22 protein-coding genes, 1 tRNA gene and 1 pseudogene are annotated in these 26,086 nt (G+C 62.9%); 13 read left to right on the top strand and 11 right to left on the bottom strand.

Going from position 1 to position 26,086, the window contains the following annotated elements; all coding sequences use genetic code 11:
* Window positions 1–71: 71 nt before the first annotated feature.
* Window positions 72–2,174, bottom strand: a complete 2,103-nt coding sequence (gene parE / locus EFD55_RS13940) for a DNA topoisomerase IV subunit B (protein ID WP_125845644.1) — start codon at window positions 2,172–2,174, stop codon at window positions 72–74.
* A 209-nt stretch (window positions 2,175–2,383) separates the two neighbouring features.
* Here parE and EFD55_RS13935 point away from each other — a divergent pair, with 209 nt between their 5' ends.
* The 4 genes from EFD55_RS13935 to pyrG all read left to right on the top strand — a co-directional run bounded on the left by EFD55_RS13935 (window position 2,384) and on the right by pyrG (window position 6,582).
* Entirely contained in the window at window positions 2,384–3,283 is a 900-nt protein-coding gene (locus EFD55_RS13935; protein WP_125845643.1) for an alpha/beta hydrolase, read from the top strand.
* Window positions 3,284–3,407: 124 nt separating this feature from the next.
* Window positions 3,408–4,178 carry a triose-phosphate isomerase gene (gene tpiA, locus EFD55_RS13930; protein ID WP_125845642.1) on the top strand — a complete coding sequence of 257 codons (771 nt, stop codon included), beginning with the start codon at window positions 3,408–3,410 and terminating at the stop codon, window positions 4,176–4,178.
* 122 nt (window positions 4,179–4,300) lie between these two features.
* Entirely contained in the window at window positions 4,301–4,810 is a 510-nt protein-coding gene (secG, locus tag EFD55_RS13925) for a preprotein translocase subunit SecG (RefSeq protein WP_125845641.1), read from the top strand.
* Between the two features lie 143 nt (window positions 4,811–4,953).
* A complete protein-coding gene (gene pyrG / locus EFD55_RS13920; protein ID WP_125845640.1) occupies window positions 4,954–6,582 on the top strand; it encodes a CTP synthase in 1,629 nt (542 codons plus the stop codon).
* 49 nt (window positions 6,583–6,631) lie between these two features.
* On the opposite strand, the gene EFD55_RS13915 is transcribed toward pyrG, so the two are convergent.
* Complete coding sequence (locus tag EFD55_RS13915) at window positions 6,632–7,720, bottom strand: citrate synthase/methylcitrate synthase (RefSeq protein ID WP_125845639.1); 1,089 nt, start codon at window positions 7,718–7,720, stop codon at window positions 6,632–6,634.
* Window positions 7,721–7,803: 83 nt separating this feature from the next.
* Here EFD55_RS13915 and EFD55_RS13910 point away from each other — a divergent pair, with 83 nt between their 5' ends.
* From EFD55_RS13910 to EFD55_RS13885, 6 genes and pseudogenes are all read left to right on the top strand, one after another.
* On the top strand, window positions 7,804–8,949 hold the full coding sequence (locus tag EFD55_RS13910) for a citrate synthase (protein WP_125845638.1): 1,146 nt from the start codon (window positions 7,804–7,806) through the stop codon (window positions 8,947–8,949).
* Window positions 8,950–9,076: 127 nt separating this feature from the next.
* Window positions 9,077–9,595, top strand: coding sequence for a FecR domain-containing protein (locus tag EFD55_RS13905; protein WP_125845637.1), 519 nt, complete (start codon window positions 9,077–9,079; stop codon window positions 9,593–9,595).
* A 5-nt stretch (window positions 9,596–9,600) separates the two neighbouring features.
* Window positions 9,601–11,457: a CHASE2 domain-containing protein gene (locus tag EFD55_RS13900; protein ID WP_125845636.1), complete on the top strand. Its 1,857-nt coding sequence runs from the start codon at window positions 9,601–9,603 to the stop codon at window positions 11,455–11,457.
* A 98-nt stretch (window positions 11,458–11,555) separates the two neighbouring features.
* Window positions 11,556–13,526 carry a DEAD/DEAH box helicase gene (locus EFD55_RS13895; RefSeq protein ID WP_125845635.1) on the top strand — a complete coding sequence of 657 codons (1,971 nt, stop codon included), beginning with the start codon at window positions 11,556–11,558 and terminating at the stop codon, window positions 13,524–13,526.
* 67 nt (window positions 13,527–13,593) lie between these two features.
* Window positions 13,594–13,755 (top strand): annotated as a pseudogene (locus EFD55_RS13890) (GNAT family N-acetyltransferase); the annotation flags it as partial.
* A 47-nt stretch (window positions 13,756–13,802) separates the two neighbouring features.
* A complete protein-coding gene (locus EFD55_RS13885) occupies window positions 13,803–14,453 on the top strand; it encodes a class I SAM-dependent methyltransferase (protein WP_125845634.1) in 651 nt (216 codons plus the stop codon).
* A gap of 17 nt (window positions 14,454–14,470) precedes the next feature.
* On the opposite strand, the gene EFD55_RS13880 is transcribed toward EFD55_RS13885, so the two are convergent.
* From EFD55_RS13880 to EFD55_RS13860, 5 genes are read right to left on the bottom strand one after another with little or no spacing between them, the layout of a single operon-like run.
* Window positions 14,471–15,694 carry a molybdopterin molybdotransferase MoeA gene (locus EFD55_RS13880; RefSeq protein ID WP_125845633.1) on the bottom strand — a complete coding sequence of 408 codons (1,224 nt, stop codon included), beginning with the start codon at window positions 15,692–15,694 and terminating at the stop codon, window positions 14,471–14,473.
* Entirely contained in the window at window positions 15,691–16,188 is a 498-nt protein-coding gene (gene moaC / locus EFD55_RS13875; RefSeq protein ID WP_125845632.1) for a cyclic pyranopterin monophosphate synthase MoaC, read from the bottom strand. Before moaC ends, EFD55_RS13880 begins: the two co-directional genes overlap by 4 nt.
* 1 nt (window position 16,189) lies before the next feature.
* Window positions 16,190–17,002: an indole-3-glycerol phosphate synthase TrpC gene (gene trpC, locus EFD55_RS13870; RefSeq protein ID WP_125845631.1), complete on the bottom strand. Its 813-nt coding sequence runs from the start codon at window positions 17,000–17,002 to the stop codon at window positions 16,190–16,192.
* 9 nt (window positions 17,003–17,011) lie between these two features.
* Window positions 17,012–18,028 (bottom strand): anthranilate phosphoribosyltransferase, encoded by a 1,017-nt coding sequence (trpD, locus tag EFD55_RS13865; protein WP_125845630.1) that lies wholly within the window; start codon window positions 18,026–18,028, stop codon window positions 17,012–17,014.
* Between the two features lie 14 nt (window positions 18,029–18,042).
* A complete protein-coding gene (locus EFD55_RS13860; protein ID WP_125845629.1) occupies window positions 18,043–19,935 on the bottom strand; it encodes a peptidylprolyl isomerase in 1,893 nt (630 codons plus the stop codon).
* Between the two features lie 219 nt (window positions 19,936–20,154).
* Here EFD55_RS13860 and EFD55_RS13855 point away from each other — a divergent pair, with 219 nt between their 5' ends.
* A complete protein-coding gene (locus tag EFD55_RS13855; RefSeq protein ID WP_125845628.1) occupies window positions 20,155–20,436 on the top strand; it encodes a hypothetical protein in 282 nt (93 codons plus the stop codon).
* A 118-nt stretch (window positions 20,437–20,554) separates the two neighbouring features.
* Here the strand turns inward: EFD55_RS13855 and EFD55_RS13850 are convergent, their stop codons facing one another.
* Window positions 20,555–20,809, bottom strand: coding sequence for a GlsB/YeaQ/YmgE family stress response membrane protein (locus EFD55_RS13850; protein WP_125845627.1), 255 nt, complete (start codon window positions 20,807–20,809; stop codon window positions 20,555–20,557).
* Window positions 20,810–21,466: 657 nt separating this feature from the next.
* Here EFD55_RS13850 and EFD55_RS13845 point away from each other — a divergent pair.
* Window positions 21,467–21,622, top strand: coding sequence for a hypothetical protein (locus EFD55_RS13845; RefSeq protein WP_008526318.1), 156 nt, complete (start codon window positions 21,467–21,469; stop codon window positions 21,620–21,622).
* Window positions 21,623–22,082: 460 nt separating this feature from the next.
* On the opposite strand, the gene EFD55_RS13840 is transcribed toward EFD55_RS13845, so the two are convergent.
* Window positions 22,083–22,979: a LysR family transcriptional regulator gene (locus EFD55_RS13840; protein ID WP_125845626.1), complete on the bottom strand. Its 897-nt coding sequence runs from the start codon at window positions 22,977–22,979 to the stop codon at window positions 22,083–22,085.
* A 14-nt stretch (window positions 22,980–22,993) separates the two neighbouring features.
* Between EFD55_RS13840 and EFD55_RS13835 the strand changes: the two genes are divergently transcribed.
* Entirely contained in the window at window positions 22,994–24,235 is a 1,242-nt protein-coding gene (locus tag EFD55_RS13835; protein ID WP_245438471.1) for an MFS transporter, read from the top strand.
* A gap of 383 nt (window positions 24,236–24,618) precedes the next feature.
* Here the strand turns inward: EFD55_RS13835 and EFD55_RS13830 are convergent.
* Both EFD55_RS13830 and EFD55_RS13825 read right to left on the bottom strand, forming a co-directional pair.
* Window positions 24,619–24,708 (bottom strand) — tRNA-Ser (locus EFD55_RS13830).
* 237 nt (window positions 24,709–24,945) lie between these two features.
* Window positions 24,946–25,767, bottom strand: coding sequence for an Ig-like domain-containing protein (locus EFD55_RS13825; RefSeq protein WP_125845625.1), 822 nt, complete (start codon window positions 25,765–25,767; stop codon window positions 24,946–24,948).
* Between the last annotated feature and the right edge of the window lie 319 nt (window positions 25,768–26,086).

Genomic DNA, 26,086 nt, shown 5'->3' with positions numbered 1-26,086 from the left:
TGAAATCGCGAATGCTAAAATGAGGCGCGCCGGACCGTCAGTCCGACTGTTCAGCGCGCCCGCGACATGCCTTAGATATCGAGGTTCTCGGCGAAGGCCGCGCGCTCCTGGATGAAGCGGAAACGGGCTTCCGGCTTGGTGCCCATCAGATCGTCGACCGCGCTGCGGGTGCCCTCGAAATCCACCTCGTCGATCAGCACCTTGAGCAGCGTGCGCTTGGATGGATCCATCGTGGTTTCCTTGAGCTGGGCGGGCATCATCTCGCCGAGACCTTTGAAGCGGCTGATCTCGACCTTGGCCTTGCCCTTGAACTCCGTCTGCATCAGCTCGGCGCGATGATTGTCGTCACGCGCATAGGCGGATTTTGCCCCTTGGGTAATCTTGTAGAGCGGCGGCACTGCGAGGAAGAGATGGCCGCCGCGCACCAGCTCCGGCATCTCCTGATAGAAGAAGGTGATGAGCAGCGAGGCGATGTGGGCGCCGTCGACATCGGCATCGGTCATGACGATGATGCGCTCATAGCGCAGGTCTTCGTCGCGGTATTTCGAGCGTGTGCCGCAGCCGAGCGCCTGGATGAGATCGGCGAGCTGCTGGTTGGCGCCGAGCTTTTCGCGGCCGGCGCTGGCGACGTTCAGGATCTTGCCACGCAAGGGAAGGATCGCCTGGTTGGCGCGGTTGCGCGCCTGCTTGGCCGAACCACCTGCCGAATCGCCCTCGACGATGAAGAGCTCAGCGCCTTCGGCGGTGTTCTGCGAGCAGTCGGCGAGCTTGCCCGGCAGGCGCAGCTTGCGCACCGCCGTCTTGCGGTTGACTTCCTTTTCTTTGCGGCGGCGCAGGCGCTCCTCGGCGCGTTCAATCACCCAGTCCAGCAGCTTGGCCGACTCGTTCGGATTGTCGGCGAGATAATGGTCGAAGGGGTCGCGGAGCGCGTTCTCAACGATGCGCTGAGCCTCGACGGTCGCAAGCTTGTCCTTGGTCTGGCCGACGAATTCCGGCTCGCGGATGAAGACCGACAGCATGCCGACGGCCGAGATCATCACGTCGTCGGTGGTGATCTGCGCGGCGCGCTTGTTCTGCGTCAGCTCGGCATAGGCCTTCAGGCCCTTGGTCAGCGCAATGCGCAGGCCGGCCTCGTGCGTGCCGCCTTCGGGCGTCGGGATGGTGTTGCAATAGGAATGCACCTGCGGATCGCCGCCATACCAGGTGATCGCCCATTCCATCGAGCCATGGCCGCTGGTCTTTTCCGTCTTGCCGGCGAAGATCTCGCGGGTGACGGTGAACTCCTTGCCCATCGTCGCCTGCAAATAGTCCTTCAGGCCGCCGGGGAAGTGGAAGACCGCCTTATCAGGGACCTCGGAACCTTCAGGCAGCACGCCCGCTTCGCAGCTCCAGCGGATCTCGACGCCGCCGAAGAGATAGGCCTTCGAACGAGCCATGCGGAAAACGCGGGCAGCGTCGAACTTCATGTGATCCCCAAAGATCTGGGGGTCGGGATGGAAGCGCACGCGGGTGCCGCGGCGATTGTGGACATCGCCAAGTTCTTCGAGCCCGCCCTGCGGCAGGCCACGGGAGAAACGCTGGCGGTATAGCTTGCGATTGCGCGCGACCTCGACCTCGAGGTCGTCGGAGAGCGCGTTGACGACCGAAACGCCGACGCCGTGCAGACCGCCTGATGTCTCATAGGCCTTGCCGTCGAATTTGCCGCCGGCATGCAGCTTGGTCATGATGACTTCGAGCGTCGACTTGCCCGGAACCTGCGGATGGTTCTCCACCGGGATGCCGCGGCCGTTATCGGAGACGGTCAGGTAGCCCTGCAGATCGAGATGCACTTCGATGAAGTTGGCGTGTCCGGCGACGGCTTCGTCCATCGCATTGTCGATGACTTCGGCAAAGAGGTGATGCAGCGCCTTTTCGTCGGTGCCGCCGATATACATGCCCGGGCGCATGCGCACCGGCTCGAGTCCTTCGAGAACGCGGATCGACGAGGCGCCATACTCATCCGAGTTCGACGCGGCGGGCGCAGGGCGCGCGGAGGCTCCGGCAGTTGAGGATGCTGCTGCGACGACGGGCGCGGCCGTCACCGGCGGCCGTTCGGCCGCAACGGCAGGCTTCTGCGCCTCCTCCCGTTTTTCAGAGAGGGGCAGTCCGGAAAAAAGGTCTTTGCTGTTGTCCATGGAGCCGTTCAGATCTTCATCCTGTCTTGGGCTGGTATCCGCCGCCGACCCAAAATCACCGCATTTCACGTCACGTTTGCGAATCAGGCAGATTCTGCCAGAAAGCACCTCTATACGCGACACCGCCAGACTTGGCGGGCTTTTCAGACATGATTTGCGTTGCCGGGCGCAGAATGGCAAGCGGCGGCAGGCTTCAGGAAACCATCCGCATGCGAATGTCCACAAGTCATTGCACCATCATCACTGCAATTGCGGCCTTTTTGCTATCCACGGCCGTGCTTTCCGCCGGCGGATTGGCGTGGGCGGGCGATGCGCTGGGCCCCTTCAAGGACGATCTGTTCTCGAAACAGACAGTGCTGCAGACTGGCGATGACGGTGCCTTGGAGGTCATCGACTATGACGAGACGCGCGATATCAACGGCCGCGACCAGATCCCGGAGAAGCGAGCACAGCAGAAATATGTGGCGCTCGGCATCCGCAAGGCCCAGGCGGATGAAACACTTTCGCTCGACGGCATCAGGCTCGATGTCACCAGGGTGGGACCGGCCGCGAATGCCGCTTTCACGGTGATCTTCATCCATGGCCGCGACGGCGACCGCCGTCTCGGAGCCAACGACTACAGCTTCGGCGGTAATTTCAACCGGCTGAAGAACCTCGTCGCCGGCAATGGCGGCGTCTATTATTCGCCAACGGTGAGAAGCTTCGATAGCAACGGCGTTGCGGCGATCGAAGGCCTCATCCGCTATGCCGCCGCGCAATCGCCCGGCCGGCCGATCGTTCTTTCCTGTGCTTCCATGGGCAGCCAGGTCTGCTGGGGCGTTGCGCGCGACGGCGACAGCGTCAAGCGGCTGAGGGGCATGCTTATTATGAGCGGGGTGACCGATCCCGATTTCACGAAGAGCCCGTTCTACAAGGCGAAACTGCCGCTCTGGTTCGCGCACGGCAGCCGAGACCCGGTCTATGCCGCAGCCGACCAGCAAGCGCTGTTCGAAGGCCTGCACAAGGCGAAATATCCGACGCGCTTCACGCTGTTTCAGACAGGAAACCATGGAACGCCGATCCGGATGATCGACTGGCGCAGGGTGTTGAACTGGATTCTCGCCGGCTGAGAACGATTTTGGCATAAATATGCGCGAGATCGCAGAGATTCCCCTTACGTCAAGGGCATGATGCTTTTCTTTGCCGCACGCTTTTGATATTGCCCCAGGGATATGCAGTTTGTGGAAGGCCGGCATGACCCCTGACGTGCGCCCGCTTGTGGCGGGAAATTGGAAAATGAACGGCACGCGTGCCTCCCTGGATCAGATCAAGGCGATCGCCGAGGGCGTTCGCCCTCCGCTCGCCAACAAGGTCGAGGCGCTTATCTGCCCCCCGACGACGCTGCTCTACGTGGCGACGGCGCTCTGCACCGACAGCCCGCTTGCCATCGGCGCGCAGGACTGCCACCAGAAGCCGTCAGGCGCCCATACCGGCGATATCTCGGCCGAGATGATCGCCGACAGTTTCGGCACGTACGTGATCGTCGGCCATTCCGAGCGGCGCACGGACCATGCCGAGACGGACCATCTGGTCCGCGCCAAGGCGGAAGCCGCCTTTGCCGCCGAGTTGACCGCAATCATCTGCATCGGCGAGACGGCGGACGAGCGCCGCGCCGGGCAGGAACTCGACGTCATCAAGCGTCAGCTTTCCGCCTCCGTTCCCGATGCCGCCACCGCCGAGAACACGGTCATCGCCTATGAGCCGATCTGGGCGATCGGCACCGGCGTGACGCCGACATCAGGCGATGTCGAAAAGGCGCATGCCTTTATGCGTGCCGAGCTCGTGGCCCGCTTCGGCGATGAAGGCCGCAAGATGCGGCTTCTCTACGGCGGTTCGGTGAAGCCTGCCAATGCCGTAGAACTGCTCGGTATTGCCAATGTCGACGGAGCGCTGATCGGCGGAGCGAGCTTGAAAGCCGCCGACTTCCTCGCCATCTACCGGGCCTATGACGTGCTGCTCGCCTGAGAGGCATTGTTTATTCCAGGGTTTATTCCTGGCCGTAGGGCTTGGAATAGATCAAAGCCTCATGTAAAGAGCCGCCAGAATTTCTTATTTATGTCCGTTTCCGGACGGGCAGGACTGGACCCATGCAGACAGTATTGATTGTCATCCATCTCATGATCGTGCTCGCCCTCGTCGGCGTCGTGCTTATCCAGCGTTCGGAAGGCGGCGGCCTCGGCATCGGCGGCGGTTCGGGCTTCATGTCGGCCCGCGGCACCGCCAATGCGCTGACGCGCACGACAGCGATCCTTGCGACCTTGTTCTTCCTCACCTCGCTTGGCCTTGGCATCCTGACGCGTTACGAGGGCCGTCCGAGCGATATTCTCAACCGTATTCCGGCAACGGGCGGTCAGGGCAACGGCATTCTCGATTCGCTCGGCGGCGGCGCAAAGGCTCCGGCCCAGCCGGCTGGCAACGGCGTTCCGAACAGCGGCACTGCTGCACCGGCTGCCCAGGCGCCGGCAACGTCTGCGCCTGCAACTCAGGCACCGGCTGCAAATGTACCAGCGGCGACTGCCCCGGCAGCTCCGTCGACGACTGCTCCGGCAACGCCCGCCGCGCCGGCTCAGCCCTCCGGCGTCCCGACGGGACAGTAAGCCGGTCTTCGACATAAACCGCCGGCAGGCCCTCGGGTCTGCCGGTTTTCTTTTGTGCAGATTCCAGCGCGACGCACCGAAAGTTCCGGAAAAGAATTTTTGGGCTGGTGGAATCGTTTTTGAAAAGGTATCCGGTGAATCCCATGGCGCGATACGTATTCATCACTGGCGGCGTGGTTTCCTCTCTCGGAAAAGGAATTGCGGCCGCGGCTCTCGGAGCGTTGCTGCAGGCCCGTGGATATCGGGTACGGCTTCGCAAGCTCGACCCCTATCTGAACGTGGACCCGGGCACGATGAGCCCGACCCAGCACGGCGAGGTCTTCGTCACCGACGACGGCGCGGAAACCGATCTCGATCTCGGCCACTACGAACGCTTCACGGGGCGTTCGGCGACCAAGACCGACAACATCACCACTGGCCGCATCTACAAGAACATCATCGACAAGGAACGGCGCGGCGACTATCTCGGCGCGACGGTGCAGGTCATTCCGCACGTCACCAACGAGATCAAGGATTTCGTCACCGAAGGCAATGACGACTACGATTTCGTCATCTGCGAGATCGGCGGCACGGTCGGCGACATCGAGGCAATGCCCTTCATGGAGGCGATCCGCCAGCTCGGCAACGACCTGCCGCGCGGCACTGCCGTCTACGTCCACCTGACGCTGATGCCCTATATTCCGGCCGCCGGCGAATTGAAGACCAAGCCGACGCAGCACTCTGTCAAGGAGCTGCAAGCGCTCGGCATTCATCCCGACATCCTGCTGGTGCGCGCCGACCGGGAAATCCCGGAAGCCGAGCGCCGCAAGCTCTCGCTGTTCTGCAACGTCCGTCCGTCCGCCGTCATCCAGGCGCTCGACGTCGCTAATATCTATGACGTGCCGATGGCCTATCACAAGGAAGGTCTCGACGACGAAGTGCTTGCCGCCTTCGGCATCGAGCCGGCCCCGAAGCCGCGCCTCGACCAGTGGGAAGAGGTCTGCAACCGCATCCGCACGCCGGAAGGCGAAGTCACGATTGCGATCGTCGGCAAGTACACCGGCCTCAAGGATGCCTATAAATCGCTGATCGAAGCGCTGCATCACGGCGGCATCGCCAACCGCGTCAAGGTCAAGCTCGAATGGATCGAGTCCGAGGTCTTCGAAAAGGAAGATCCGGCGCCCTATCTCGAAAAGGTGCATGGCATTCTGGTGCCCGGCGGCTTCGGCGAGCGCGGCTCGGAAGGCAAGATCCATGCGGCGCGTTTTGCCCGCGAACGCAAGGTGCCGTATTTCGGCATCTGCTTCGGCATGCAGATGGCCGTCATCGAGGCTGCCCGCAATCTCGCCGATGTGCCCAATGCCTCTTCGACCGAATTCGGTCCGACGAAGGAACCGGTGGTCGGCCTGATGACCGAGTGGGTGAAGGGCAACGTGTTGGAAAAGCGCGCTGCTTCCGGCGATCTCGGCGGTACGATGCGCCTCGGAGCCTATAAGGCAGCGCTGAAGAAGGGCACGAAGATCTCCGATATCTATGGCTCGACCGATATTTCCGAGCGCCATCGCCACCGCTACGAAGTCAATATCGACTATAAGGACCGGCTCGAGAACTGTGGCCTCGTCTTCTCCGGCATGTCGCCTGACGGTGTGCTGCCGGAGACGATCGAATATCCCGATCATCCCTGGTTCATCGGCGTACAGTACCACCCCGAACTGAAGAGCCGGCCGCTCGATCCGCATCCGCTGTTTGCAAGCTTCATCGAAGCGGCGACGGAACAGAGCCGACTCGTCTGACCGCGGCTGACGATCGGCGGCAGGGACATGCCTGCCGCCGAGTCGACCATCAGGCAGCCGCCGGCAACGGTCCTGTATAGACCGAACGCGGGCGGATCAGCCGGCCGTCGAGCGCCTGTTCACGCGCATGCGCCAGCCATCCGACGGTGCGGCCGATCGCGAAGACGCCGGTGAAGGCCTTACGTGGAAAGCCGAGCGCTTCGAGCAGCAGCGCGGTGTAGAATTCGACATTGACGTCGAGCGGCCGGTTCGGCTTGCGCGCTTTCAGGATTGCCAAGGCAGCGGCCTCCACCGCCTCGGCAAGTTCACCGCGGGCGCGGTTCACCTGTCCTGACGCCATCAACGGCTTCAGCGCGCCCTTTAGCGCATCGGCGCGCGGATCGCGGACGCGGTAGATGCGGTGGCCGAAACCCATCAGCCGCTCGCCGCGATCGAGCGCCTCGCCGAGCCAGGTGTAAGCATTCTCCGCCGTTCCGATCGCATCCAACATGTCGAGCACAGGACCCGGCGCACCGCCATGCAGCGGTCCCTTCAGCGCGCTCAGCGCCGCCAGCACCGAAGAGGTAAGGCCTGCCTGCGTCGAGGCGATGACGCGGGACGCAAAGGTCGATGCGTTGAGGCCATGATCCGATATCGTCACGAGATAGGCGTCGAGTGCGGCCGACTGTTCCCGGGTCGGCGATTTGCCGGTCAGCATGCGCAGGATATCGGCCGCCTGTGGCAGCGAGGCGTCCGGCGCGATCGGTTTCTGACTGCGCTGCAGCCGCAAAACTGCCGGCAGGAAGACGGCGGGCGCTGCCAGAAGGTTGAGCACGGTGTCGAAATCCTCGCCGTCCGGCAGCCGAGCGATCAGTGCCCGCATTGCATCGACCGGCGGCAAAGCGAGCAGGGAGGCGTCGGCGGCCCTGACATGGTCAAACACCCTAATTCGCGCTTTCGCCAGCCAGGCACGCAATTGTGCCTCGCCGACACTTCGTTCCATCAACCCGTCAAGCAACAATGCAGCGACGCCTTCATAGCTGCTGTTTGCGACCAGCTGATCCAGCGATACGCCGCGGATGATCAGTCGCCCTGCTTCGCCATCGACATCCGAAAGCTGCGTTTCGGCGGCAATGACATCTTCCAAGCCGTTTTTCATAGGTTTTCTCCTTTACGACACGGATGATCTGACCTAGCGTCATTGACGTCAATCTTGATGCAATTGATCAATATGAGGCACCGATGTCGTGGCTGACCGCCGAGGAGGCGCTGCAAGCGCTGAAGACCAAGCCGCAGACGCTCTACGCCAATGTCAGCCGTGGACGCATCCGGGCCAAGCCCGATCCCGCCGATCCACGCCGCAGTCTCTACCAGGCCGCCGACGTGCAGCGATTGGCCGAGCGTCATGCCGGTCGCCGCAAGGCTGAAACAGTTGCAGCTGAGACGATTCGATGGGGCGACCCGGTTCTCACTTCGGCGATCTCGACCATCATCGGCGGACGCCTGTTCTATCGCGGACGGGATGCAGCCACCTTTGCTGAAGCTGCGACGCTGGAGCAGACGGCAGCGTTGCTCTGGAATAGCGCGGAAACACTCTCTTCCGGCACGGGAGCCGGACATGCCTCTCCATCGCTTCAGGCTGCTTTTCTCGCGCTTGCAGGGCGGCTGACATCAGATCTGCCGTCGCTCGGCCGATCGCAGGCGGCACTTCGGCGCGAGGCCCACGGGGTTCTCTCCACCGTCGCCGATGCGTTGGCGCCCGGACTTGCGGGTGAGCTGTTGCATCTGAGGCTTGCGGCCAGCTGGCAGCGGCCGGATGCAGCCGATTGCCTGCGTCGCGCGCTGGTGCTGCTTGCCGACCACGAACTCAATGCCTCGACCTTTGCGGCGCGTGTCACGGCATCAGCGGGTGCCGCCCTTTCGGCTTCCGTGCTTTCCGGCCTCGCGACGCTGACAGGGCCGCTGCATGGCGCCGCCTGGCAAGGCATCGATGCCTTGATCGAAGCCGCTTCCGGTTTCGGGGCGGAGCAGGCAATCCGCCGCACGCTTGCCCAGGGCAACCACCTGTCGGCCTTCGGCCATCCGCTCTATCCCGAAGGCGATGTCAGGGCTCTGGCGCTGCTTTCGCACTTTCCTCTGCCGCCGCAATTTGCCGACGTCCGGGAAATTGGCGAGGAGATCGTCGGCGACAAGGTCAACGTCGATTTCGCGCTGGCGGCGATGGCTGCCGCCTTCGATCTCCCACGAGAGGCGCCGATCATCGTCTTTTCGCTTGCCCGTTCCGCCGGCTGGCTGGCGCATGCGATGGAGCAGATCGAGAGCGGCCAACTGATCCGGCCGCGGGCGCGTTATGCCGGACCCGCCCCGGAAGCCGTTACCGGCCGCTGAGGCTTGGCATCGCTTTGCTTTTTTCGCATAGGGAAACATCCGAATTCGGCTATCATGCTCCAAATGGAAGAAGACGGTTGGCGGGCACTCTCATAAAAGCTGTTCCGCACGGTCAAAGGGGCTTTCCATGCACACGATGCTTCGCAGTCTGCTTGTCGCCACACTTGGTGTCGGCCTGTTTTCACATGCGGCGGCCTTTGCTCAGTCTGCCGGCTGCGCGGTGTCGCGCGATGCCAGCGCTCGCCAGGTGCTCACGTGTCCGGGCGGCGTGAAGGTGACGGCGGAGGCCGGCGCGTCCTTCCGCCTCATCGACCGCAACCGTGACGGCAGCCCCGATTCCCTATCGCTGCGCAGCAAGGCTGTCCTCGTCGATGTCAATAGCAGCCAGCACGCGGGCGGCTTCCAGGTCGTGACGCCGCAGGCGATTGCCGCCGTGCGCGGCACGCAATGGGCCGTCGATGTCGCAAGCGGCAAGACCTCGGTGCTGGTCGTCAGAGGCAGCGTCGGGGTCCGTCGGCCGACGGGTAAGCCGGTGGTGTTGTCGCCAGGCGAGGGTGTCGATGTCGGCAGCGGAACGGAGCCGCTCGTCGTGCGCCGCTGGCCGGCGCCGCGTGCCGCCGCCCTTCTTGCCCGCCTCGGCCAATAAATGCCATGAACCATCGCCTGCAGACCGTGATCGCGCTGCTGCTCGCCGGTCTCTGGGGGGCGGCGCTCGGCTATATCAGTTTCAACGCCGGCAGCGGCCTCCTCGACCGGATGGAAGCTTCACTCGCCGATATCCGCAGCGCCATCATCGGAGCGAAGGCGCCGCCTCCCATCGTCTCGATCGTCGCGATTGACGACCGCACGGCGGCGGCTCACGGTTATCCGCTGGATCGGGCGACACTTGCGCGCCTCGTCAACGCGATCATCGCCTTGAAGCCGAAGGCGCTCGCGCTCGACATTCTGCTCGTCGATCCCGGACCGGAGGAGGGCGATGCGGCGCTCGTCGCAGCTCTTCGCCAGGGGCCGAGCGTGATTGCGGCCGCGGCCACCTTTGCGCAGAGCCGGCAGCGGGTCACCGACGCGGCGGGCGATCCGCTTGCCGCCATCCCCGAGGCAAACCAGCTTCTGTTGCCGCTCCCCCGCTTTGCCGGGGCGGCCGCAGTCGGCATCGTCAATGTCGCCACCGACCAGACCGGCACGCCGCGCTTCATTCCGCTGATCTCGCGCGCCGCGGACCGGCTGGATCCGGCTTTTCCGCTGCGCGCCGCCTCGGTCGCGCTCGGCGTCGATCCAACGATCGAACCCAATGCCATCATGCTCGGAAATCTGCGCATTCCGACGGATGTCGGCCAGCGCCTGCCGGTGACTTTCTACGGCGGGCGCGGCAGCATCGCCACCTTCAGCGCCGCCGACGCGCTGGATGGCAAGCTTTCGGCAGATGCCGTCGCGGACCGCGTCGTCGTCATCGGTTCGACGGTCACCGGCGGCGGCGACGTCTTCCCGACCCCTTTCGATCCCGTCATGCCCGGCGTCGAGGTGATGTCGACGGCGATTACTCATCTCATTGCGGGCGACGGCATGGTTCGCGACCACAGGATAAGGCTGATCGATGCCGGCACCGCCGTCGGCCTGCCGCTTATGCTCGTTTCGCTGATCGCCTGGCGACGGAGCGCCGTCGGCTACCTCATTATCGTGCTTATGCTGATCGTCTGGGCGATGATCAACCTGTCGGCCTATGCGCACGGCTACTGGCTGAGTGCGGCGCTGCCGATCGCAGCCGCGCTGCCGCCGGCGCTGATCTTCGGCGCGGCCGAACTCTGGCTCGACCGCGGCCGCGCCCGCCATTACGCGGAGCAGAGCGCGCTGCTGCAGCGCATCGAGGCGCCCGGCCTCGGGGAGTGGCTGGCGCGCGATCCGAATTTCCTGGCCAAGCCCGTGCGCCAGAACGCCGCCGTCGTCTTCATCGATCTCTCCGGATTCACCGGCCTCAGCGAAAACCTCGGACCGGTCAAGGTGAGCGAGGTACTGAGCGGCTTCTTCGAACTGATCGACGAAGAGGCGCGCGCCCATGGCGGCGCCATCACCAGCTTCATGGGCGACGGGGCGATGATCCTGTTCGGCCTGCCGGAGCCGGCCGAGGACGATGCCGCTCGCGCGGCTGCCTGCGCGGTCGGCCTGTGCGACCGCACCCGGGCCTGGCTCAGGGTACATGCCGACTTCGCCCAGAAGAAGATCGGCTTCAAGGTCGGCGCCCATTGCGGCCCGATCGTCGCTTCACGACTGGGCACCGGCGACCGGCAACAGATCACCGCGGCAGGCGACACCATCAATGTCGGCAGCCGCCTGATGGAGGTGGCCGCCCGCCATGGTGTAGAGCTCGCGCTCAGCGCCGAAATCGTCCGTGCCGCAGGCCCCGACAGCGTGGTCATGCAGTCCGGCCGGATGGAGGGGCCATTGGAAACGGCGCTGCGCGGCCGGGCAAGCCGTATCGACGCCTGGCTGTGGCGCAGCAGCACGCTTTGACAATCGACGCGGGAGCGGCTAGGAACGGCGCAAATACCCCGCCGGCAAGCTCCGGCCATGGCGCAACACGCGCCTGACAGCTCCGAAAGATCGAACTCATGACAGAATTCAACGGCGTCGTTCCGGCGATCGCCAAGGCGTTGCAGAAGCGCGGTTACGCCGAACTCACCCCGGTGCAGAAGGCGATGCTCGATCCGGCGCTTGTCGCTTCCGACGCGCTGGTCTCAGCCCAGACCGGCTCCGGCAAAACCGTTGCTTTCGGACTGGCGCTGGCGCCGACGCTGCTCGAGGGCAGGGAGCGCTTCGGCAATGCCGGCGCACCGCTTGCCATCGTCATCGCCCCGACGCGCGAGCTTGCGCTGCAAGTGAAGCGCGAGCTCGAATGGCTCTACGAGATGACCGGTGCAGTGATCGCCAGCTGCGTCGGCGGCATGGATATCCGTAGCGAGCGCCGCTCGCTCGAACGCGGTGCCCATATCGTCGTCGGCACGCCCGGCCGTCTCTGCGACCACATTCGCCGCAAGGCGCTCGACATGTCGGAATTGAAGGCCGCCGTGCTCGATGAGGCCGACGAAATGCTTGATCTCGGCTTCCGCGAAGATCTGGAATTCATTCTCGACTCGGCACCGGACGAGCGCCGCACATTGATGTTTTCGGCAACAGTGCCGGCCGCCATCGCCAAGCTCGCCAAGAGCTATCAGCGCGATGCCGTGCGCATCAGCACGCAGGCTGAGGAAAAGCAGCATGTCGACATCGAATATCGCGCGCTCATGGTGGCCCCGAGCGACCGCGAAAACGCGATCATCAACGTGCTGCGCTATTACGAGGCGACCAACGCCATCGTCTTCTGTTCGACACGCGCTGCCGTCAATCATCTGACCGCGCGGTTCAACAACCGCAATTTCGCCGTGGTGGCGCTTTCCGGCGAGCTGACGCAGAACGAGCGCAGCCATGCGCTGCAGGCGATGCGCGATGGCCGCGCCCGCGTCTGCATCGCGACCGACGTCGCCGCCCGCGGCATCGACCTTCCGGGCCTCGATCTTGTCATCCATGCCGACCTGCCGACCAATCCGGAAACGCTGCTGCACCGCAGCGGCCGCACCGGCCGGGCCGGGCGCAAAGGCATCAGCGCCATGATCGTGCCGCTGAATGCGCGGCGCAAGGCGGAGCGCCTGCTCGAGAACGCCGGAATTTCGGCTGCCTGGGCGCGGCCGCCGTCTGCCGAAGAGGTGAGCGAGCGGGACGACGAGCGGCTGCTCGCCGATCCGATCTTCCACGAAGCGCCGCAGGAGGAAGAGCAGGGGCTGGTGCAGCAGCTTCTCGCCAGCCACGGCGCCGACAAACTCGCCGCCGCTTTCCTGCGTCTTTACCGCACCAATCATTCGGCGCCGGAGGACCTCATCGAGGTTGCCGTCTACGAAGACCGCAGCCGCAAGCGCCGCGACAATGCTGAGCCCTACGAGCCGGCGCAGAAGGGACCGCGTGAGGATTTCGGCGCCAGCGTCTGGTTCTCCGTCTCGGTCGGGCGCAAGCAGAATGCCGAGCCGCGCTGGCTGATCCCGATGCTCTGCCGCAATGGCAACGTCACGAAGCGCGAAATCGGCGCGATCAAGATGCAGCCCGAGGAAACCTATGTGGAGATCGCCGCGGCAAGCGCCGAAAGCTTCCAGGAGGCCCTCGGACCGAACAAGACGCTCGAACGCGGCATCCGCGTCACCCGGCTTTCCGGCACGCCGGATTTCAGCCGGGCGCCATCGCCGAAACCTTATGCCGGCAAGGCGTCCCGTGACGAGCGGCCGGACGATTCGTTCCGCAGCGAGCGGCCGAAGAACAAGTTCGGCAAGGGTGCGGGCGGCGGATATGCCGCGGCCGACAGCGGCAGCCAGGAAAAGCGGGATAGCAAGCCCTGGAGCAAGAAACCGGGCAAGCCCGGCTTCGATGGTCCGAAACCCGACAAGCCGAAATACGACAAGCCGAAATTCGAGGGCTCCAAATATGAGGGCCCTAAAAGAGACGGCAAGGGCGGCGCAGGACCGAAGGGCAAGTTTTCGAAGAAGAAGCCGGCCTGATTTCGCCGGTATCTCTCTGCCGCAGCGGGTGGGGAGGTTCGCGTGATGTATTCTGCTGGGAGCGAAGGTGATGGTGGAAACGGCGATACTCAGCGTTCCGGTTTTCAGTACACTCTGCAACGAGGCCTTCCGGGTAAGGCGCGCAGTCTTCGTACATGAGCAGAAGGTTCCCGAAGCCGAAGAATTCGATAGCGACGATCTCACCGCCCACCATATCGTCGCCGTCACCCGCACCTCGCCATGAAGAACTACTGAACCATCGGGCTTCAGACGACGATGAAACGCTCCGTCATGCCGCAACCCGATCCGGCCGCCTTCATCAAGGCCAACCTGCAGATATCGCCCGTTCCCTCCATCCCTGAAATCCTGCTTCATCAGGCGGGGCCAGCGAGCGGTCTCTGGCGGCTTGCCGGCCGCAGACAAGCCGATCCGGCGCCCTACTGGGCCTATCCTTGGGCCGGCGGCGCCGTGCTCGCCCGTCACCTGCTCGATCGGCCGGAGACGGCGGCTGGTCGACGTGTCCTCGATCTGGGCGCTGGCTCCGGGCTCGTCGCCATCGCGGCGGCGAAGGCCGGAGCAATGGCCGTGGCGGCAATCGACATCGATGCCAATGCCATCGCTGCGATCGGCCTGAACGCGGCGATCAATAGCGTGAACATTGCAGCCGTCGCCGCCGATATCACCGAGGCCTCCCCACCAGAAACTGATCTGCTCGTCGTCGGCGACCTGTTCTACGATCCCGCCCTTGCCGTGCGGGTGATGGGCTTCCTCCGGCGTTGCCAGGCCGCCAGCATCGAGGTGCTGATCGGCGATCCCGAGCGCGCTTATCTTCCGCAGGGAGAGCTCAGGCGAATCGCCACCCATGCGGTTGCGGATTTCGGCGCAGGCGGCGGGGCGGCCCAGGCCGGCGTGTTCACGCTTTCCTGAAACCGTTGAGGCGGAAGCTATACCAGAAGGTCAGGCCGCAGCAGCATGACCGGGCAGGGCGCTCCGGCCGGCAGTTCCGGCGCATGCGGCGGGCGGATGATGAGGCAGTCCGAACGGGCAAAGGTCTTCATCATCGACGAATCCTGCTTGTCGAAGGGTTCGACCAGCCAGCCGCCGGCAGCGGATTTCGAAAGCCTGGCCCTGATATAGTCCTGCCGGTGGTCGTTGGCGCGTAGTGTGACGGTCGCCTCCACCATTGCTTCGCGCCGCACCGGCGGCAGGGAGGCGAGCTTGCGGATCAGCGGCTCCAGGAAGAGCAGCGAGCAGACGAGGCTCGAGATTGGGTTGCCGGGCAGCCCGAGCACATGCGTCTCCCCGAAGCTGCCGACCATCAGCGGTTTGCCGGGGCGCATGGCGATGCGCCAGAAATCGAGCTGCATGCCGGCCTCGATCAGCGTGGCCTGCACCAAATCATGATCGCCAACCGAAGCGCCGCCCAGCGTAACGATGACATCGACCTTGGCGTCCCGCGCCTTGTCGATTGCCGCGGTAATCCTGGCCTTATCGTCAGGCACGATGCCGAGATCGAGCACGTCGGCACCGGCCCGGCGGGCAAGGGCTGCAACGCCGAACGTGTTCGACGCAATGATCTGCGAAGGGCCGGGCGTGCTTCCGGGCGGCAGCAATTCGTCGCCGGTTGCGAGGATGGCGATCAGCGGACGGCGCAGCACTTCGACATCAGGCCGGTTCATGCCGGCGGCGACCGTCAGTCGGGAGAAATCGAGCACGGTGCCCGCGGACAGCACGGCTTCGCCTTCGACGAAATCCTGGCCGCGGGGACGCACATGCTGGCCCTGCCGTACAGGGAAATTCGTTTTGATGCCGCCGTCGGTCTTTTCGGCATCCTCCTGCAAGAGGACGCTATCGGCACCTGGCGGGACAGGTGCGCCCGTGAAGATGCGGACAGCCTCGCCCTTGCCGACGCGTCCCCCGAAGCCGTGGCCGGCGGCGGAGGTGCCGATAACCTTCAGCACGGCGCCTGGCTCCGGCGCGTCTTCGCGGCGCAGCGCATAGCCATCCATGGCGGATGCATTGAAAGGCGGCTGGGTCAGGCCAGCCTTGAGATCGACGGCCAGGACGCGACCTTCGGCCTCGGCGAGCGGCAGCGTTTCGGATACTGCGACGGGGTTTGCACGCGAGAGCAAGCGGCTCAAGGCCTCGGCGACCGGTAGAAGGTTCATTTCGCCTCCGGGCGACTGAAATCACCAGATTTGCCGCCGGATTTTTCGAGCAGCCTGACGCCACTGATCTCCATTGCCTTATCAGCGGCCTTGGCCATGTCGTAGATCGTGAGACAAGCGACCGAGACCGCGGTCAGCGCCTCCATCTCCACGCCGGTCTTGCCGGTGAGCTTGGCAGTCGCTCTCACGCGCAGTCCGGGCAGGGCGGCGTCTTCCTCGATCTCGACCGCGACCTTCGTCAGCATCAGCGGATGGCAGAGCGGGATGAGATCGGCGGTGCGTTTTGCCGCCATGATGCCGGCAAGACGGGCCGTGCCGATCACATCGCCCTTCTTGGCATTGCCTTGCCGGATGAGAGCGAGCGTTTCCGGTGCCATCTTCACATGGCCCTCGGCTGTTGCAATGCGCACCGTCTCTGCCTTGTCGGAGACATCGACCATATGCGCCTCGCCGGAGGCGTCGATATGGGTGAGGCCGGGCTTTCCGCCGCTCATATCATTCGGCCGCGATGGCGGCTTCGCCGAAGAGCAGCGAGCGGGTGGCGGCCGTTACGTCGTCCTTGCGCATCAGGCTTTCGCCGACGAGGAAGGTGTTGATGTCGACAGCCTGCAGGCGCTTGCAATCCGCATTGGTGAAGATGCCGCTTTCGCCGACCAGCAGCCGATCATCAGGCACCATTGATGCCAGCGTCTCGCTGACCGTTAGGCTGACCTCGAAGGTACGCAGATTGCGATTGTTGATGCCGACGAGCGGCGAGGAAAGCTTCAGCGCGCGTTCCATTTCCTCGATGTCATGGACCTCGACCAGCACGTCCATGCCGAGCGAGAAAGCTTCGTCCTGCAGACGCTCCGCATCGTCATCCGTCAGCGAGGCCATGATGAGAAGAATGCAATCGCCGCCCCAGGCGCGGGCTTCGTGGACCTGATAGGTCTCGAACATGAAATCCTTGCGCAGCGCGGGCAGGGCGCAGACAGCGCGCGCTGCCGTCAGGAATTCCGGTGCACCCTGGAAGCTCGGCGTGTCGGTGAGAACCGAAAGGCAGGCAGCGCCACCGGCTTCATATGCTTTTGCAAGTGCTGGCGGATCGAAATCCGGCCGGATCAGACCTTTGGACGGGCTTGCCTTCTTGATCTCGGCGATGAGGCCGAGCTGGCCGGCATCGCGCTTGGCGACGAGCGCCTTGTGGAAACCGCGCGGCGCCGACTGGCCGGCCTGCATGGCCCTCAGATCCGCAAGCGAGGTCTTCGCCTTGGCGGCCGCGATTTCCTCACGCTTGTAGGCTTCGATCTTCTTCAGGATATCGGTCATGAGGCGATCCTAGTCGATATCGTTGGATACGGCGATCAGTTTGTCGAGGGCAGAGGCCGTGGCGCCGCTATCCAGTGACTCCGTGGCGAGCTTCATTCCGTCGCGGATCGTCCCGGCTTTGCCTGCAATAACGAGCGAAGCGGCGGCATTGGCGAGCGCGATATCGCGATAGGCGTTCTTGGCACCGGCAAGCACATTGCGGAGTGCTGCGGCATTGACGGTGCCATCGCCGCCCTTGATATCGGCGAGCACGCAGGGTGCTATGCCGAAGTCATCAGGTGAAAGCTCGAAAGTACGGATCTGACCGTTCTCGAGTGCAGCGACACTGGTCTTGCCGGTCGTGGTGATTTCGTCGAGGCCGTCACCGTGAACAACCCAGACGCTTTCGGAGCCGAGATCGCGCATGACTTCGGCAAGCGGCACGACCCATTGCGGCGCAAAGACACCGAGGAGCTGGCGCTTGACGCCAGCCGGATTCGAGAGCGGTCCAAGCAGGTTGAAGATGGTGCGTGTGCCAAGCTCGACACGGGTGGGGCCGACATGGCGCATGGCCGAATGATGCTGCTGCGCGAACATGAAGCCGACACCGGCCTCGGCAATGCAGCGCGAGATCATTTCGGGAGTGACCTCGAGATTGACGCCGAGGGCGGCAAGGCTATCGGCGGCACCGGATTTCGAACTGAGTGCCCGGTTACCGTGCTTGGCGACCGGAACGCCGGCACCGGCGACAATCAGGGCCGCCAATGTCGAAATATTGTAGGTGCCGCTGGCATCGCCGCCGGTGCCGACGATATCGATCGCGTCGGCGGGGGCTTCTACCCGCAGCATCTTGGAGCGCATCGTGGTAACAGCGCCGACGATCTCGTCGACCGTCTCGCCGCGAACACGCAGTGCCATCAGGAAGCCGCCGATCTGCGAAGGCGTTGCCTGGCCGGACATCAGGATATCGAAGGCCTGGCGGGCCTCGTCACGGGTCAGGGGCTCGCGGCTTGCTGCCTTGGCCAGAAGCGGCTTCAGATCGGTCATGCGGTTCAAGCCTCCTAGCGGACCGTCGCCTTCTCGGCGAGCGTCTGGTTGATCTGCGCGCCGTACTGCGTCTGCAGCAGGTTGACCATCTGATCGAGAATATCATCGCCGGCGGCATTGGCCATGGCGGTGATCTGGGCATCGCGGTTGTTCAGCACGTCGCCGGTCGGCTCAGCGTTGACCTCGGTGACCTTCAGCAGGATCTGCGTCGAGGGATCGGCGCCGACAGCGCTCGCCACCGTATCGGTAGGTCCGGAGAAAGCGGCACCGATACCGCCACGGCCGAGGACCGGATCGTCGGTGGAACGGGTGAAACCGCTCTTGCTTTCAACAGCGATGCCGAGCGGCGCTGCGATATCGGCAAGTGCGGTGCCCTTCGCGGCTTCGGCCTTCAATTCTTCAGCCTTCTTGGCGAGTGCCGCCTTCTGCTGTTCCGCCGTCCAGTCCTCGACGGCCCTTTCGCGCACCTCGGCAACCGGACGATCGCGATCCGGCGTGATTTCGCGGACGTTGAACCAGACATAACCGTCATTGCCCATCGGCAGCGGCGGCGCATCGACGCCGACCTCGGTCTTGAAGGCTTCGCCGAGCAATTGCTGCTTGGTCGGAATATCCTTGACCTCGTTGCCGTCCTTGCCGGCGCCGGTCATATCGACGGCATCGACGGCCACAGCCTTGAGCTTCAGCTGGTTGGCGATATCCTCGAGCGTGGCGCCGCCGGCGCGCAGGTCCTCGATGCGGTCATGAACATTGATCACTTCCTGAGAGGCGTTGGAGAGCGCCAGCTGCTTGCGGATATCGTCCTTCACCTCGTCGAAATTCTTGATCGTCTCCCGCTTGATATTGGTGACGCGCAGGATGACCGGACCAAAGGAACCATCGACAACCGGCGTCGTGCCGCCATCTGTCGCAACCGCGAAGGCGGCGTCGGCAACGGCCTGGTCGGGAACCTTGTCCTTGGTGAATTCGCCAAGCAGCACGTCGCTTGCCGTCTTGCCCTGGTCGGAAACTAGCTGGTCGAAGCTGGTGCCGCTCTTCAGCGCCGTTTGGGCGGCAGTGGCAAGATCCTTGCTGGCGAAGGTCAACTGCTCGATGGTGCGGCTTTCCGGCGTGCGATAGGCATCCTTGCCCTTGTCGAACGCCTCACGGATCTGGTCGTCGCTGACAGTCGCGGCATCGGCGATATCGACGGGCTGCAGCTTGAGATAGATGAGCTTACGGTATTCCGGTGCGCGGTAGCGCTGTTTGACACCTTCGAACCACGTCGCCAGCACGTCGTCGGCCGGCGCCTTGATCGGCTCGATATTGGCGGCGGTGAGCAGCAGATAGTCGACGCTGCGGCTTTCGTTGCCATAGAGCTTCAGGGCATCGACCAGCGTCTTCGGCGCTGTGAAGCCGTTGGAGACGGCATCGACGATCTGGCTGCGGACGGCGACCTTGCTGCGCTCCTTGATATAGTCGTCCTGGCGGATGCCGGCGTTGCGCAGGCGCGAGATGAAGAGCTCGCGGTCGAACTTGCCGTTGACGGCCTTGAAGGCCGGATCGTCGCCGATCAGCTGGGCAAGGCGATCCTCGGAGAGGCCGAGATTCATGTCTTCGGCGAGCTGGTCGAGCGAGGCGCCGGCAACGAGCTGGGAGAGCACCTGCTGCTCGACGCCGAAGGCGCGGGCCTGCTCGGGGGTGAGGCGCGTGCCGAACTGCTGGCTGAGGCTTGCCACCTGGCGCTGATAGGCGAGGTGGAATTCGTTGACGTCCACATGCTGATCGCCGACGGCCACGACCGTGGTGCTGTTGCCGCCCGTTATCAGCGAGCGGGAAACGCCCCAGATGCCGAAGGAGGCGACCAGCAGAAGCATCAGCAGCTTGGCGACCCAGGTCTGAGCGGCTCTTCTCAGAAGATGGAACATAGAAACGCAAACCTCGCAGTATCATTGACCCGCACGCGGGCAGACATTCGACGTTCCTTAGAACAAACCCGACAGGAAATGAAGGGTTTGTCGCGCGAAAAGCTGCGGGGAACGGCGGGCGGCGCGCGCGACCCTGATGGGCAACAAAAGATCGGCTCCGGCGGAACCTTTCCGGCCGTCATTTCGTTGAAGCGGCATCCCAGGAAACAGGAGCAGACCATGGCAGAATTGAAAACCGCTTCCGCCGAATCCACCGCTGCGCGCGTCAAGGCCGATATCGCAGCAGACGATCTGTCGGCGCAGGTCGCGGCGCTGCGCGAAGACCTCTCCAGGCTGACCGACAGCGTACGGGCGCTAGGGCAGGGCGCAAAGTCCGTGGTGAGCGACGAGGCTTCGCTGATGACGGAACGGCTGCGCGACAAGGTTCGCGAAGAACCGCTCATGGCGCTCGCGGTGACGGCAGGCGTCGCTTATCTTTTCGGCCTGCTGAGCCGCCGCTGAAAACGGAGTTCGGGCAAGGAAAGGCCGGACGCCATGAACGCCCGGCTTTCAAGTTTCATGTGCTCTAACGGCTGTCGCGACCGGGCCATCTAACATGACCGGTCACTGGCGCGACCGGTCAGCGGCGGATGACGCGGCCGATTACGATCAGAATGCAGGCGCCGACGAAACCGGTGATCAGATAACCCAGCCAGCCGGCCAGCGGCTGGATGTGCAAGAGACCCAGTATCCAATTGGCGACGATGGCGCCGACGATGCCAAGCAATATGTTCATGAGCAGGCCCATATTGCTGCTCATGGCCTTTTCCGCCAGCCATCCGGCAATACCGCCGATGATTATGGCCGCAATCCAACCCACGCCTGCGTTTTCCATAGTGTTTTCCCTCCTGACAAAACGACTCGAATGAATGCACGAAACGAAAGAAAGTTCCACTCCCGGAGGAACTTAAACAGCGTTCACGGATGTAGCTGCGTGACCGGCGTTTCCAGCGCATGAATGGCGATTTGAAACAGAAGACCGGCGATTGCAAGTGTCGCGAAGCCGAAAGGCATGATCAGGCTCTTGCTAAACATCTTTTTCTTCCCCGTTTTGAGTAAAGCATAAGCTGATGTAGACGCTTCGCAAGATTATTATTAACGGATGGTTAAGTGTGAAATTTAAGTAAAATTTAAACTACTGCCTCCCGCAGGTTTTCTTCTGCTAACGATTGAACAATAATACCCGTATGAAGGATTCAAACTCCTGATAGAACGGGAACATATTCGACGGCTGATGTAATTCGTCTTCATGGCACTGATGTCAGCGATCAATACTGACCGTCCCGCAGTCATTGCAATCAAGACGCTGCGGTCGATGACGGCAGATCCGCACATCGCCTGGAACGGAGTTTTGATCGGCGTTAAACCCGGCGGGTGCGATCCGAAAGTGATGCCGGCCATCATCGGCCGTGCCCGCCGCCTGCTAGCGGATTGATTTTCGCAGGGATTGCACCATTCTTCCCGGATCGCCATTCAATCGGGGAAACATTTGATGCCAAAAGCTGCCATCGCCCTTGCCTGCATCTGCCTGCTCACACTTTCCGGTTGCGGCAACACTGCGCGCGGACTGAAGAAGGATGGGCAGGAAACAAGTCACGCATTGGACAATGCGACACATCGGGTGCTTTCAGCCGGTGCCAAGAAGTAGTCAGGCAACGGCATGACCGCCGTTTTGCACGGCGGGCGTCGCTTGCTTCAACAAAAAGGGCCCGCCTGGGGTAAGGCGGGCCTGGACTAACAGAGAGAATGACGGACAGAAGCCGTCTTTTAGTGAGTAAAGCACTTCTTCAAGCGCATGACCCTACGTCGTTCAACGTAACCACGACCGAGGTCGCCTGGGCAACGGCCGTCGGAATCACGTCAGAAATTGCCCCAGTTCTGGGCGCGGGCACGGGCGCGGATGATTCGATATTCGCGACCGCCATAGAGCGAGCCGATGGTCAGCAGAATCGTCAGAAAGTCCCAGATGATGTGCATCGTATCCTCCTTGGATTGAATGCCTCTGCCGTCGATCGGTGAAGATACAATAGCAATCTTTCGAACGTGCTTATATGACAAGAAATCGGGATAGGCGAAGCATTGCTGCCTTGGCGCAAACCGCCGCCCTCTTAGCCGATCGCCGCGCAGGCGTCCCGAACACACGCACGCAGCCAGCGATGCGCGGGATCGGCATCCATCCTCGGATGCCAGAGCAATGAAACCGTGATGTCAGGCGTGGAGACGGGCAGGGGGAAACTGTGCATTCCCACCCGCAAGGCTTCGGTGTGCCGTTCCGGAACGCTGGCGATCAGATCTGAGGCGCGAGCGAGAGCCAGTGCGGTCGAAAAGCCGCCGACGATCGTGACGATCCGCCGTTCCAGCCCGAGCACAGCAAGAGCATCGTCGATCAATCCTTTGTCGCGCCCGCGTCGCGACACGGAGATGTGCCGACCGGCCGTATAACGGGACGGCGTCATCTCGCCCTGACAAAGCGGATGCCCCATCCGCACGACGCCGATGAAACGGTCGCGGAACAGGGCCTGCGTCCGCACCTCCGGCCCGGTCGCCTTGTCGACGACCCCGGTTTCCAGGTCGACAGTGCCGTCGCGCAACGGGGCGCTGTCCTTGTCCGGTTTCTGCATGAAGCGCAGCCGCACGCCGGGCGCTTGCCTGTGCAGGCGTTCGATGAGTTGGGGTCCGAAGTTTTCGACGAAGCCTTCGCTGGTGCGCAGCGTAAAGGTTCGGACCAAACGGTCAAGGTCGAGCGCCTTGGCAGGTCGCAGGACCGCTTGTGCATCCTCGACGATCCGCCCAACCTGCTCACGCAGTTCGAGCGCCCGCGGCGTGGGGACAAGGCCGCGCCCGGCCCGGACCAACAGCGGATCGCCGGTCGTTTCGCGCAGTCGCGCCAGCGCCCGGCTCATCGCTGACGGGCTGAGCCGCAATCTTCGGGCCGCGCGCGCAACGCTGCCTTCCGTAAGCAACACATCAAGGGTGACAAGCAGGTTGAGATCGGGTGTTGACATCACTCCGTCATAACATGGCCTATCTCCTCACCATTACCATCCTGATCGTCAGCGTCGGACGGCTCGGCGACACGACCGGCCGCAGACGGCTTTTGCTCATCGGCATCCTGCTCTTCACGCTGGCTTGCATCCTGTGCGGCCTCGCGCCGACCCTATGGACGCTGATTGCGGCGCGCGCCCTGCAGGGCCTGGGCGCGGCGATCATGATGGCTCTCACCATGGCCTTTGTCGGCGAGACCGTGCCGAGGGCGAGGATCGGCAGCGCCATGGGGCTGCTCGGAACGATGTCGGCGATCGGCACCGCTCTCGGTCCGTCGCTCGGCGGCGCTCTGATCACGGGATTCGGCTGGCCGGCCATCTTCCTCGTCAACGCCCCGCTCGGCGTGTTGACCTTCGCTCTCGCCTACCGCAATCTGCCTGCCGATAGCAGCGGAGAGAAAACCGATCGGGCGGGCTTCGACATTGCGGGCACGTTGCTGCTTGCCCTGACGCTCTCGGCCTATGCGCTGGCGATGACGATCGGGCATGGCAGGTTTGGTCCGCTGAATGTGGCTCTGTTGCTGGCCGCCGCGGTTGGCACCGGTCTTTTCGTGTTCGTCGAGGCGAGAACAGCTTCACCGCTGATTCGATTGGCGGCGTTCCGTAATCCGGTGATGAGCGCCAGCCTGGCCATGAATGCGCTCGTTTCGACGGTGATGATGGCAACGCTGGTGGTCGCCCCATTCTACCTTTCCCGTGCGCTCGGGCTCGACCAAGCGCTCGTCGGAATCGTCATGTCGATCGGCCCTGTCATCTCCACCCTGAGCGGTGTCCCCGCCGGCCGCCTGGTCGACCGTCTGGGCGCACCATTCGTGATTATCGTAGGGCTCGCCGCCATGGCAGCCGGCTCCATTGCGCTCACCGTGTTTCCCGGGATTGCCGGCTACGTCGCTGCCATCGCCATCCTGACACCGGGCTATCAACTGTTCCAGGCCGCCAACAATACGACCGTCATGATGGACGTCCGTCCCCAGCAGCGGGGCGTCATTTCGGGCATGCTCAACCTGTCGCGCAATCTCGGACTGATCACCGGCGCTTCCGTCATGGGAGCCGTATTTGCACTTGCCTCGGCGGCGTCGGACATCGCCATGGCGCGTCCCGAAGCCGTTGCATCCGGCATGCGAACCACCTTCGCCGTCGCAGCGGCGCTGATTGCCGCCGCGCTCGCCATCGCGGCCCAAACTTACAGGCGCCGCCGAGCAGCCGATCCCAGGTAGTTACCGGGTTTCAGCGCCGGAAAACCGAGACCAAGGTCCGATTCATCCCGGACTTCAGGCCGATACCAAAGCTTCGGTCGCTGCCGTAGATCTTTGCGGCATGGCTGGAGTTTGGGAGTTTTTTCCGTGACCAAAATCTTCGTCGTGGCGATGATACTTACGCCGCTGGTGTTCTGGGGTTCCATTGGCGCTCTGATATATTCGCTCCTCTCGTGAACGAGCTTCAACGGCGCCCGGCGCCGACACGCATGCCCTTGCCACCGGCAATCTCGGCAACTCGGGCCTCAAAATCTTCTCTGGTGTGGATGATCGTGCAGCTCACCGCTCAACTGGAGGGCTGAACCAGTGGCAGACGGCCATGATGCGGTCGGACACTCGGAAAATGGCGGAAGAGGTGGGATTCGAACCCACGGTACGGTTTCCCGCACGCCGGTTTTCAAGACCGGTTCCTTAAACCACTCGGACACTCTTCCAGGCAATTGAGAAGCCCAAAGAAATTCCGGTTCGGCGTTTCTTTTGGATCGGTGTTTCTACCGATTTGCTGCCCATTCACTCACAGGCGGGCTTTGTAGCAGCTTTGATCGCAGCGTCAACTTGTTCTGCAGTGTTCAACTCATCGCCGTATGGATGAATAAATCGGCTTCTTTGAGGCGCCAGGCGCCCAGGAGGGGCTGGGAGAAGCGGCGTCCATGGCCGCTTCTCGACTATTGTCACACCAGGACGGTGAAGTTGTCGAAGGCGAGCTGCGGAAAGCCTGTGGGCTCTGTTTCAGGCTCGATATCGAAGCGGATGAAGTCGACAGCTCCGAGCGCCTCCAACGAAATATGCTGACCATCGGCAATGGTGTCTCCATAGACCGTCACAGCCATCTCGCTCACTTTGTTGCCATCGATGTAGCCCTCGAAAGTGACGAGAGCATCGACGCCTTCGTAACCAGCGTCAAAATTGGTCGCGACGTCGACGCCCTCGATCGTGAAGAGCTTGCCGTCAACGCGATCGAAAAAGGGATTGTAGGGATTGCTGACGACGTACTCGTTGCCGCCGGATTCAGCAACGGCCCATAGATTGCCGTCAACCTTGTCGCCAAACTTGAAGCCGGCATAACCTGAAGCGATATCCGATTGCCCGGGATATTCCTTGGGGGCGTTTTCGAAATCGATGGAATACAGTCCTTGCGGAGGCGCGTTGACGGCGATGTTGAAATCGGCGACGTCGGTACCGCCTTTTCCATCCGAGATCTTGAACGAGAATTTCTCGGAGAAGGATTTTCCCGGCTCAAGACTTGCCGGATCATCGACCGCGTAATTGTAGCTGCCGTCGCCCCAAATCGTCAGCGTTCCGTGCTCGCCCTCAATGGTAAGATATCCGGGCTCACCTGCTTTGTTGGGAATTCTCACACCGTTGACGAACTGAACCTGAAGCAGGTCGCCATCTGGATCCGATGCGTTGTCGAGAAGGCTTCCTTCAATGGCTTCCATGGGTGAGTAGTCGTGGATCAATACGCTAGGCACTGTTGGTTTGTGATTTGCCATGGCTCGTCTCCTGAAGATGAGCGTGGAAAGGACGCCGGGCGCACCCCGAACGCCGCAAATAAACTTTCCACCTCACTTTGAGTCAAGCAACAAAACACACGCACCAAGGGAAACACAGCTGCGAAGCAGGCGCCCTCAATGACTCAAGCGTGTCAAATGCGCTGAAGACCACTAGGGAGCGAAACCTTTACGCGCGGCTGGCGCCTCCAATCTGGAGCTTTTCGAGCATACAGACGCCATCAGCCGTTTGCGATGTGCCTCGGTTCGGCACGACGATTTCGGGCATCGTTGCGACGGCTGGTGGGCAGGGCGGCGGGGT

The organism is Rhizobium pisi, assembly GCF_003938655.1.
Lineage (GTDB): Bacteria > Pseudomonadota > Alphaproteobacteria > Rhizobiales > Rhizobiaceae > Rhizobium > Rhizobium pisi.
The sequence above is the reverse complement of the archived record's forward strand: the minus strand, read 5'-3'. Positions and strand labels throughout refer to the sequence as shown.

Coding starts and splice junctions, on each gene's coding strand:
- pyrG (WP_125845640.1), top strand. CDS start 4,954: ATGGCGCGATACGTATTCATCACTGGCGGCGTGGTTTCCTCTCTCGGA.
- EFD55_RS13845 (WP_008526318.1), top strand. CDS start 21,467: ATGCCAAAAGCTGCCATCGCCCTTGCCTGCATCTGCCTGCTCACACTT.
- EFD55_RS13905 (WP_125845637.1), top strand. CDS start 9,077: ATGCACACGATGCTTCGCAGTCTGCTTGTCGCCACACTTGGTGTCGGC.
- EFD55_RS13860 (WP_125845629.1), bottom strand. CDS start 19,935: ATGTTCCATCTTCTGAGAAGAGCCGCTCAGACCTGGGTCGCCAAGCTG.
- EFD55_RS13885 (WP_125845634.1), top strand. CDS start 13,803: ATGAAACGCTCCGTCATGCCGCAACCCGATCCGGCCGCCTTCATCAAG.
- moaC (WP_125845632.1), bottom strand. CDS start 16,188: ATGAGCGGCGGAAAGCCCGGCCTCACCCATATCGACGCCTCCGGCGAG.
- secG (WP_125845641.1), top strand. CDS start 4,301: ATGCAGACAGTATTGATTGTCATCCATCTCATGATCGTGCTCGCCCTC.
- EFD55_RS13880 (WP_125845633.1), bottom strand. CDS start 15,694: ATGAACCTTCTACCGGTCGCCGAGGCCTTGAGCCGCTTGCTCTCGCGT.
- parE (WP_125845644.1), bottom strand. CDS start 2,174: ATGGACAACAGCAAAGACCTTTTTTCCGGACTGCCCCTCTCTGAAAAA.
- EFD55_RS13895 (WP_125845635.1), top strand. CDS start 11,556: ATGACAGAATTCAACGGCGTCGTTCCGGCGATCGCCAAGGCGTTGCAG.
- trpC (WP_125845631.1), bottom strand. CDS start 17,002: ATGACCGATATCCTGAAGAAGATCGAAGCCTACAAGCGTGAGGAAATC.
- EFD55_RS13835 (WP_245438471.1), top strand. CDS start 22,994: ATGGCCTATCTCCTCACCATTACCATCCTGATCGTCAGCGTCGGACGG.
- EFD55_RS13840 (WP_125845626.1), bottom strand. CDS start 22,979: ATGTCAACACCCGATCTCAACCTGCTTGTCACCCTTGATGTGTTGCTT.
- EFD55_RS13855 (WP_125845628.1), top strand. CDS start 20,155: ATGGCAGAATTGAAAACCGCTTCCGCCGAATCCACCGCTGCGCGCGTC.
- EFD55_RS13900 (WP_125845636.1), top strand. CDS start 9,601: ATGAACCATCGCCTGCAGACCGTGATCGCGCTGCTGCTCGCCGGTCTC.
- EFD55_RS13850 (WP_125845627.1), bottom strand. CDS start 20,809: ATGGAAAACGCAGGCGTGGGTTGGATTGCGGCCATAATCATCGGCGGT.
- tpiA (WP_125845642.1), top strand. CDS start 3,408: ATGACCCCTGACGTGCGCCCGCTTGTGGCGGGAAATTGGAAAATGAAC.
- EFD55_RS13935 (WP_125845643.1), top strand. CDS start 2,384: ATGCGAATGTCCACAAGTCATTGCACCATCATCACTGCAATTGCGGCC.
- EFD55_RS13910 (WP_125845638.1), top strand. CDS start 7,804: ATGTCGTGGCTGACCGCCGAGGAGGCGCTGCAAGCGCTGAAGACCAAG.
- EFD55_RS13915 (WP_125845639.1), bottom strand. CDS start 7,720: ATGAAAAACGGCTTGGAAGATGTCATTGCCGCCGAAACGCAGCTTTCG.
- EFD55_RS13825 (WP_125845625.1), bottom strand. CDS start 25,767: ATGGCAAATCACAAACCAACAGTGCCTAGCGTATTGATCCACGACTAC.
- trpD (WP_125845630.1), bottom strand. CDS start 18,028: ATGACCGATCTGAAGCCGCTTCTGGCCAAGGCAGCAAGCCGCGAGCCC.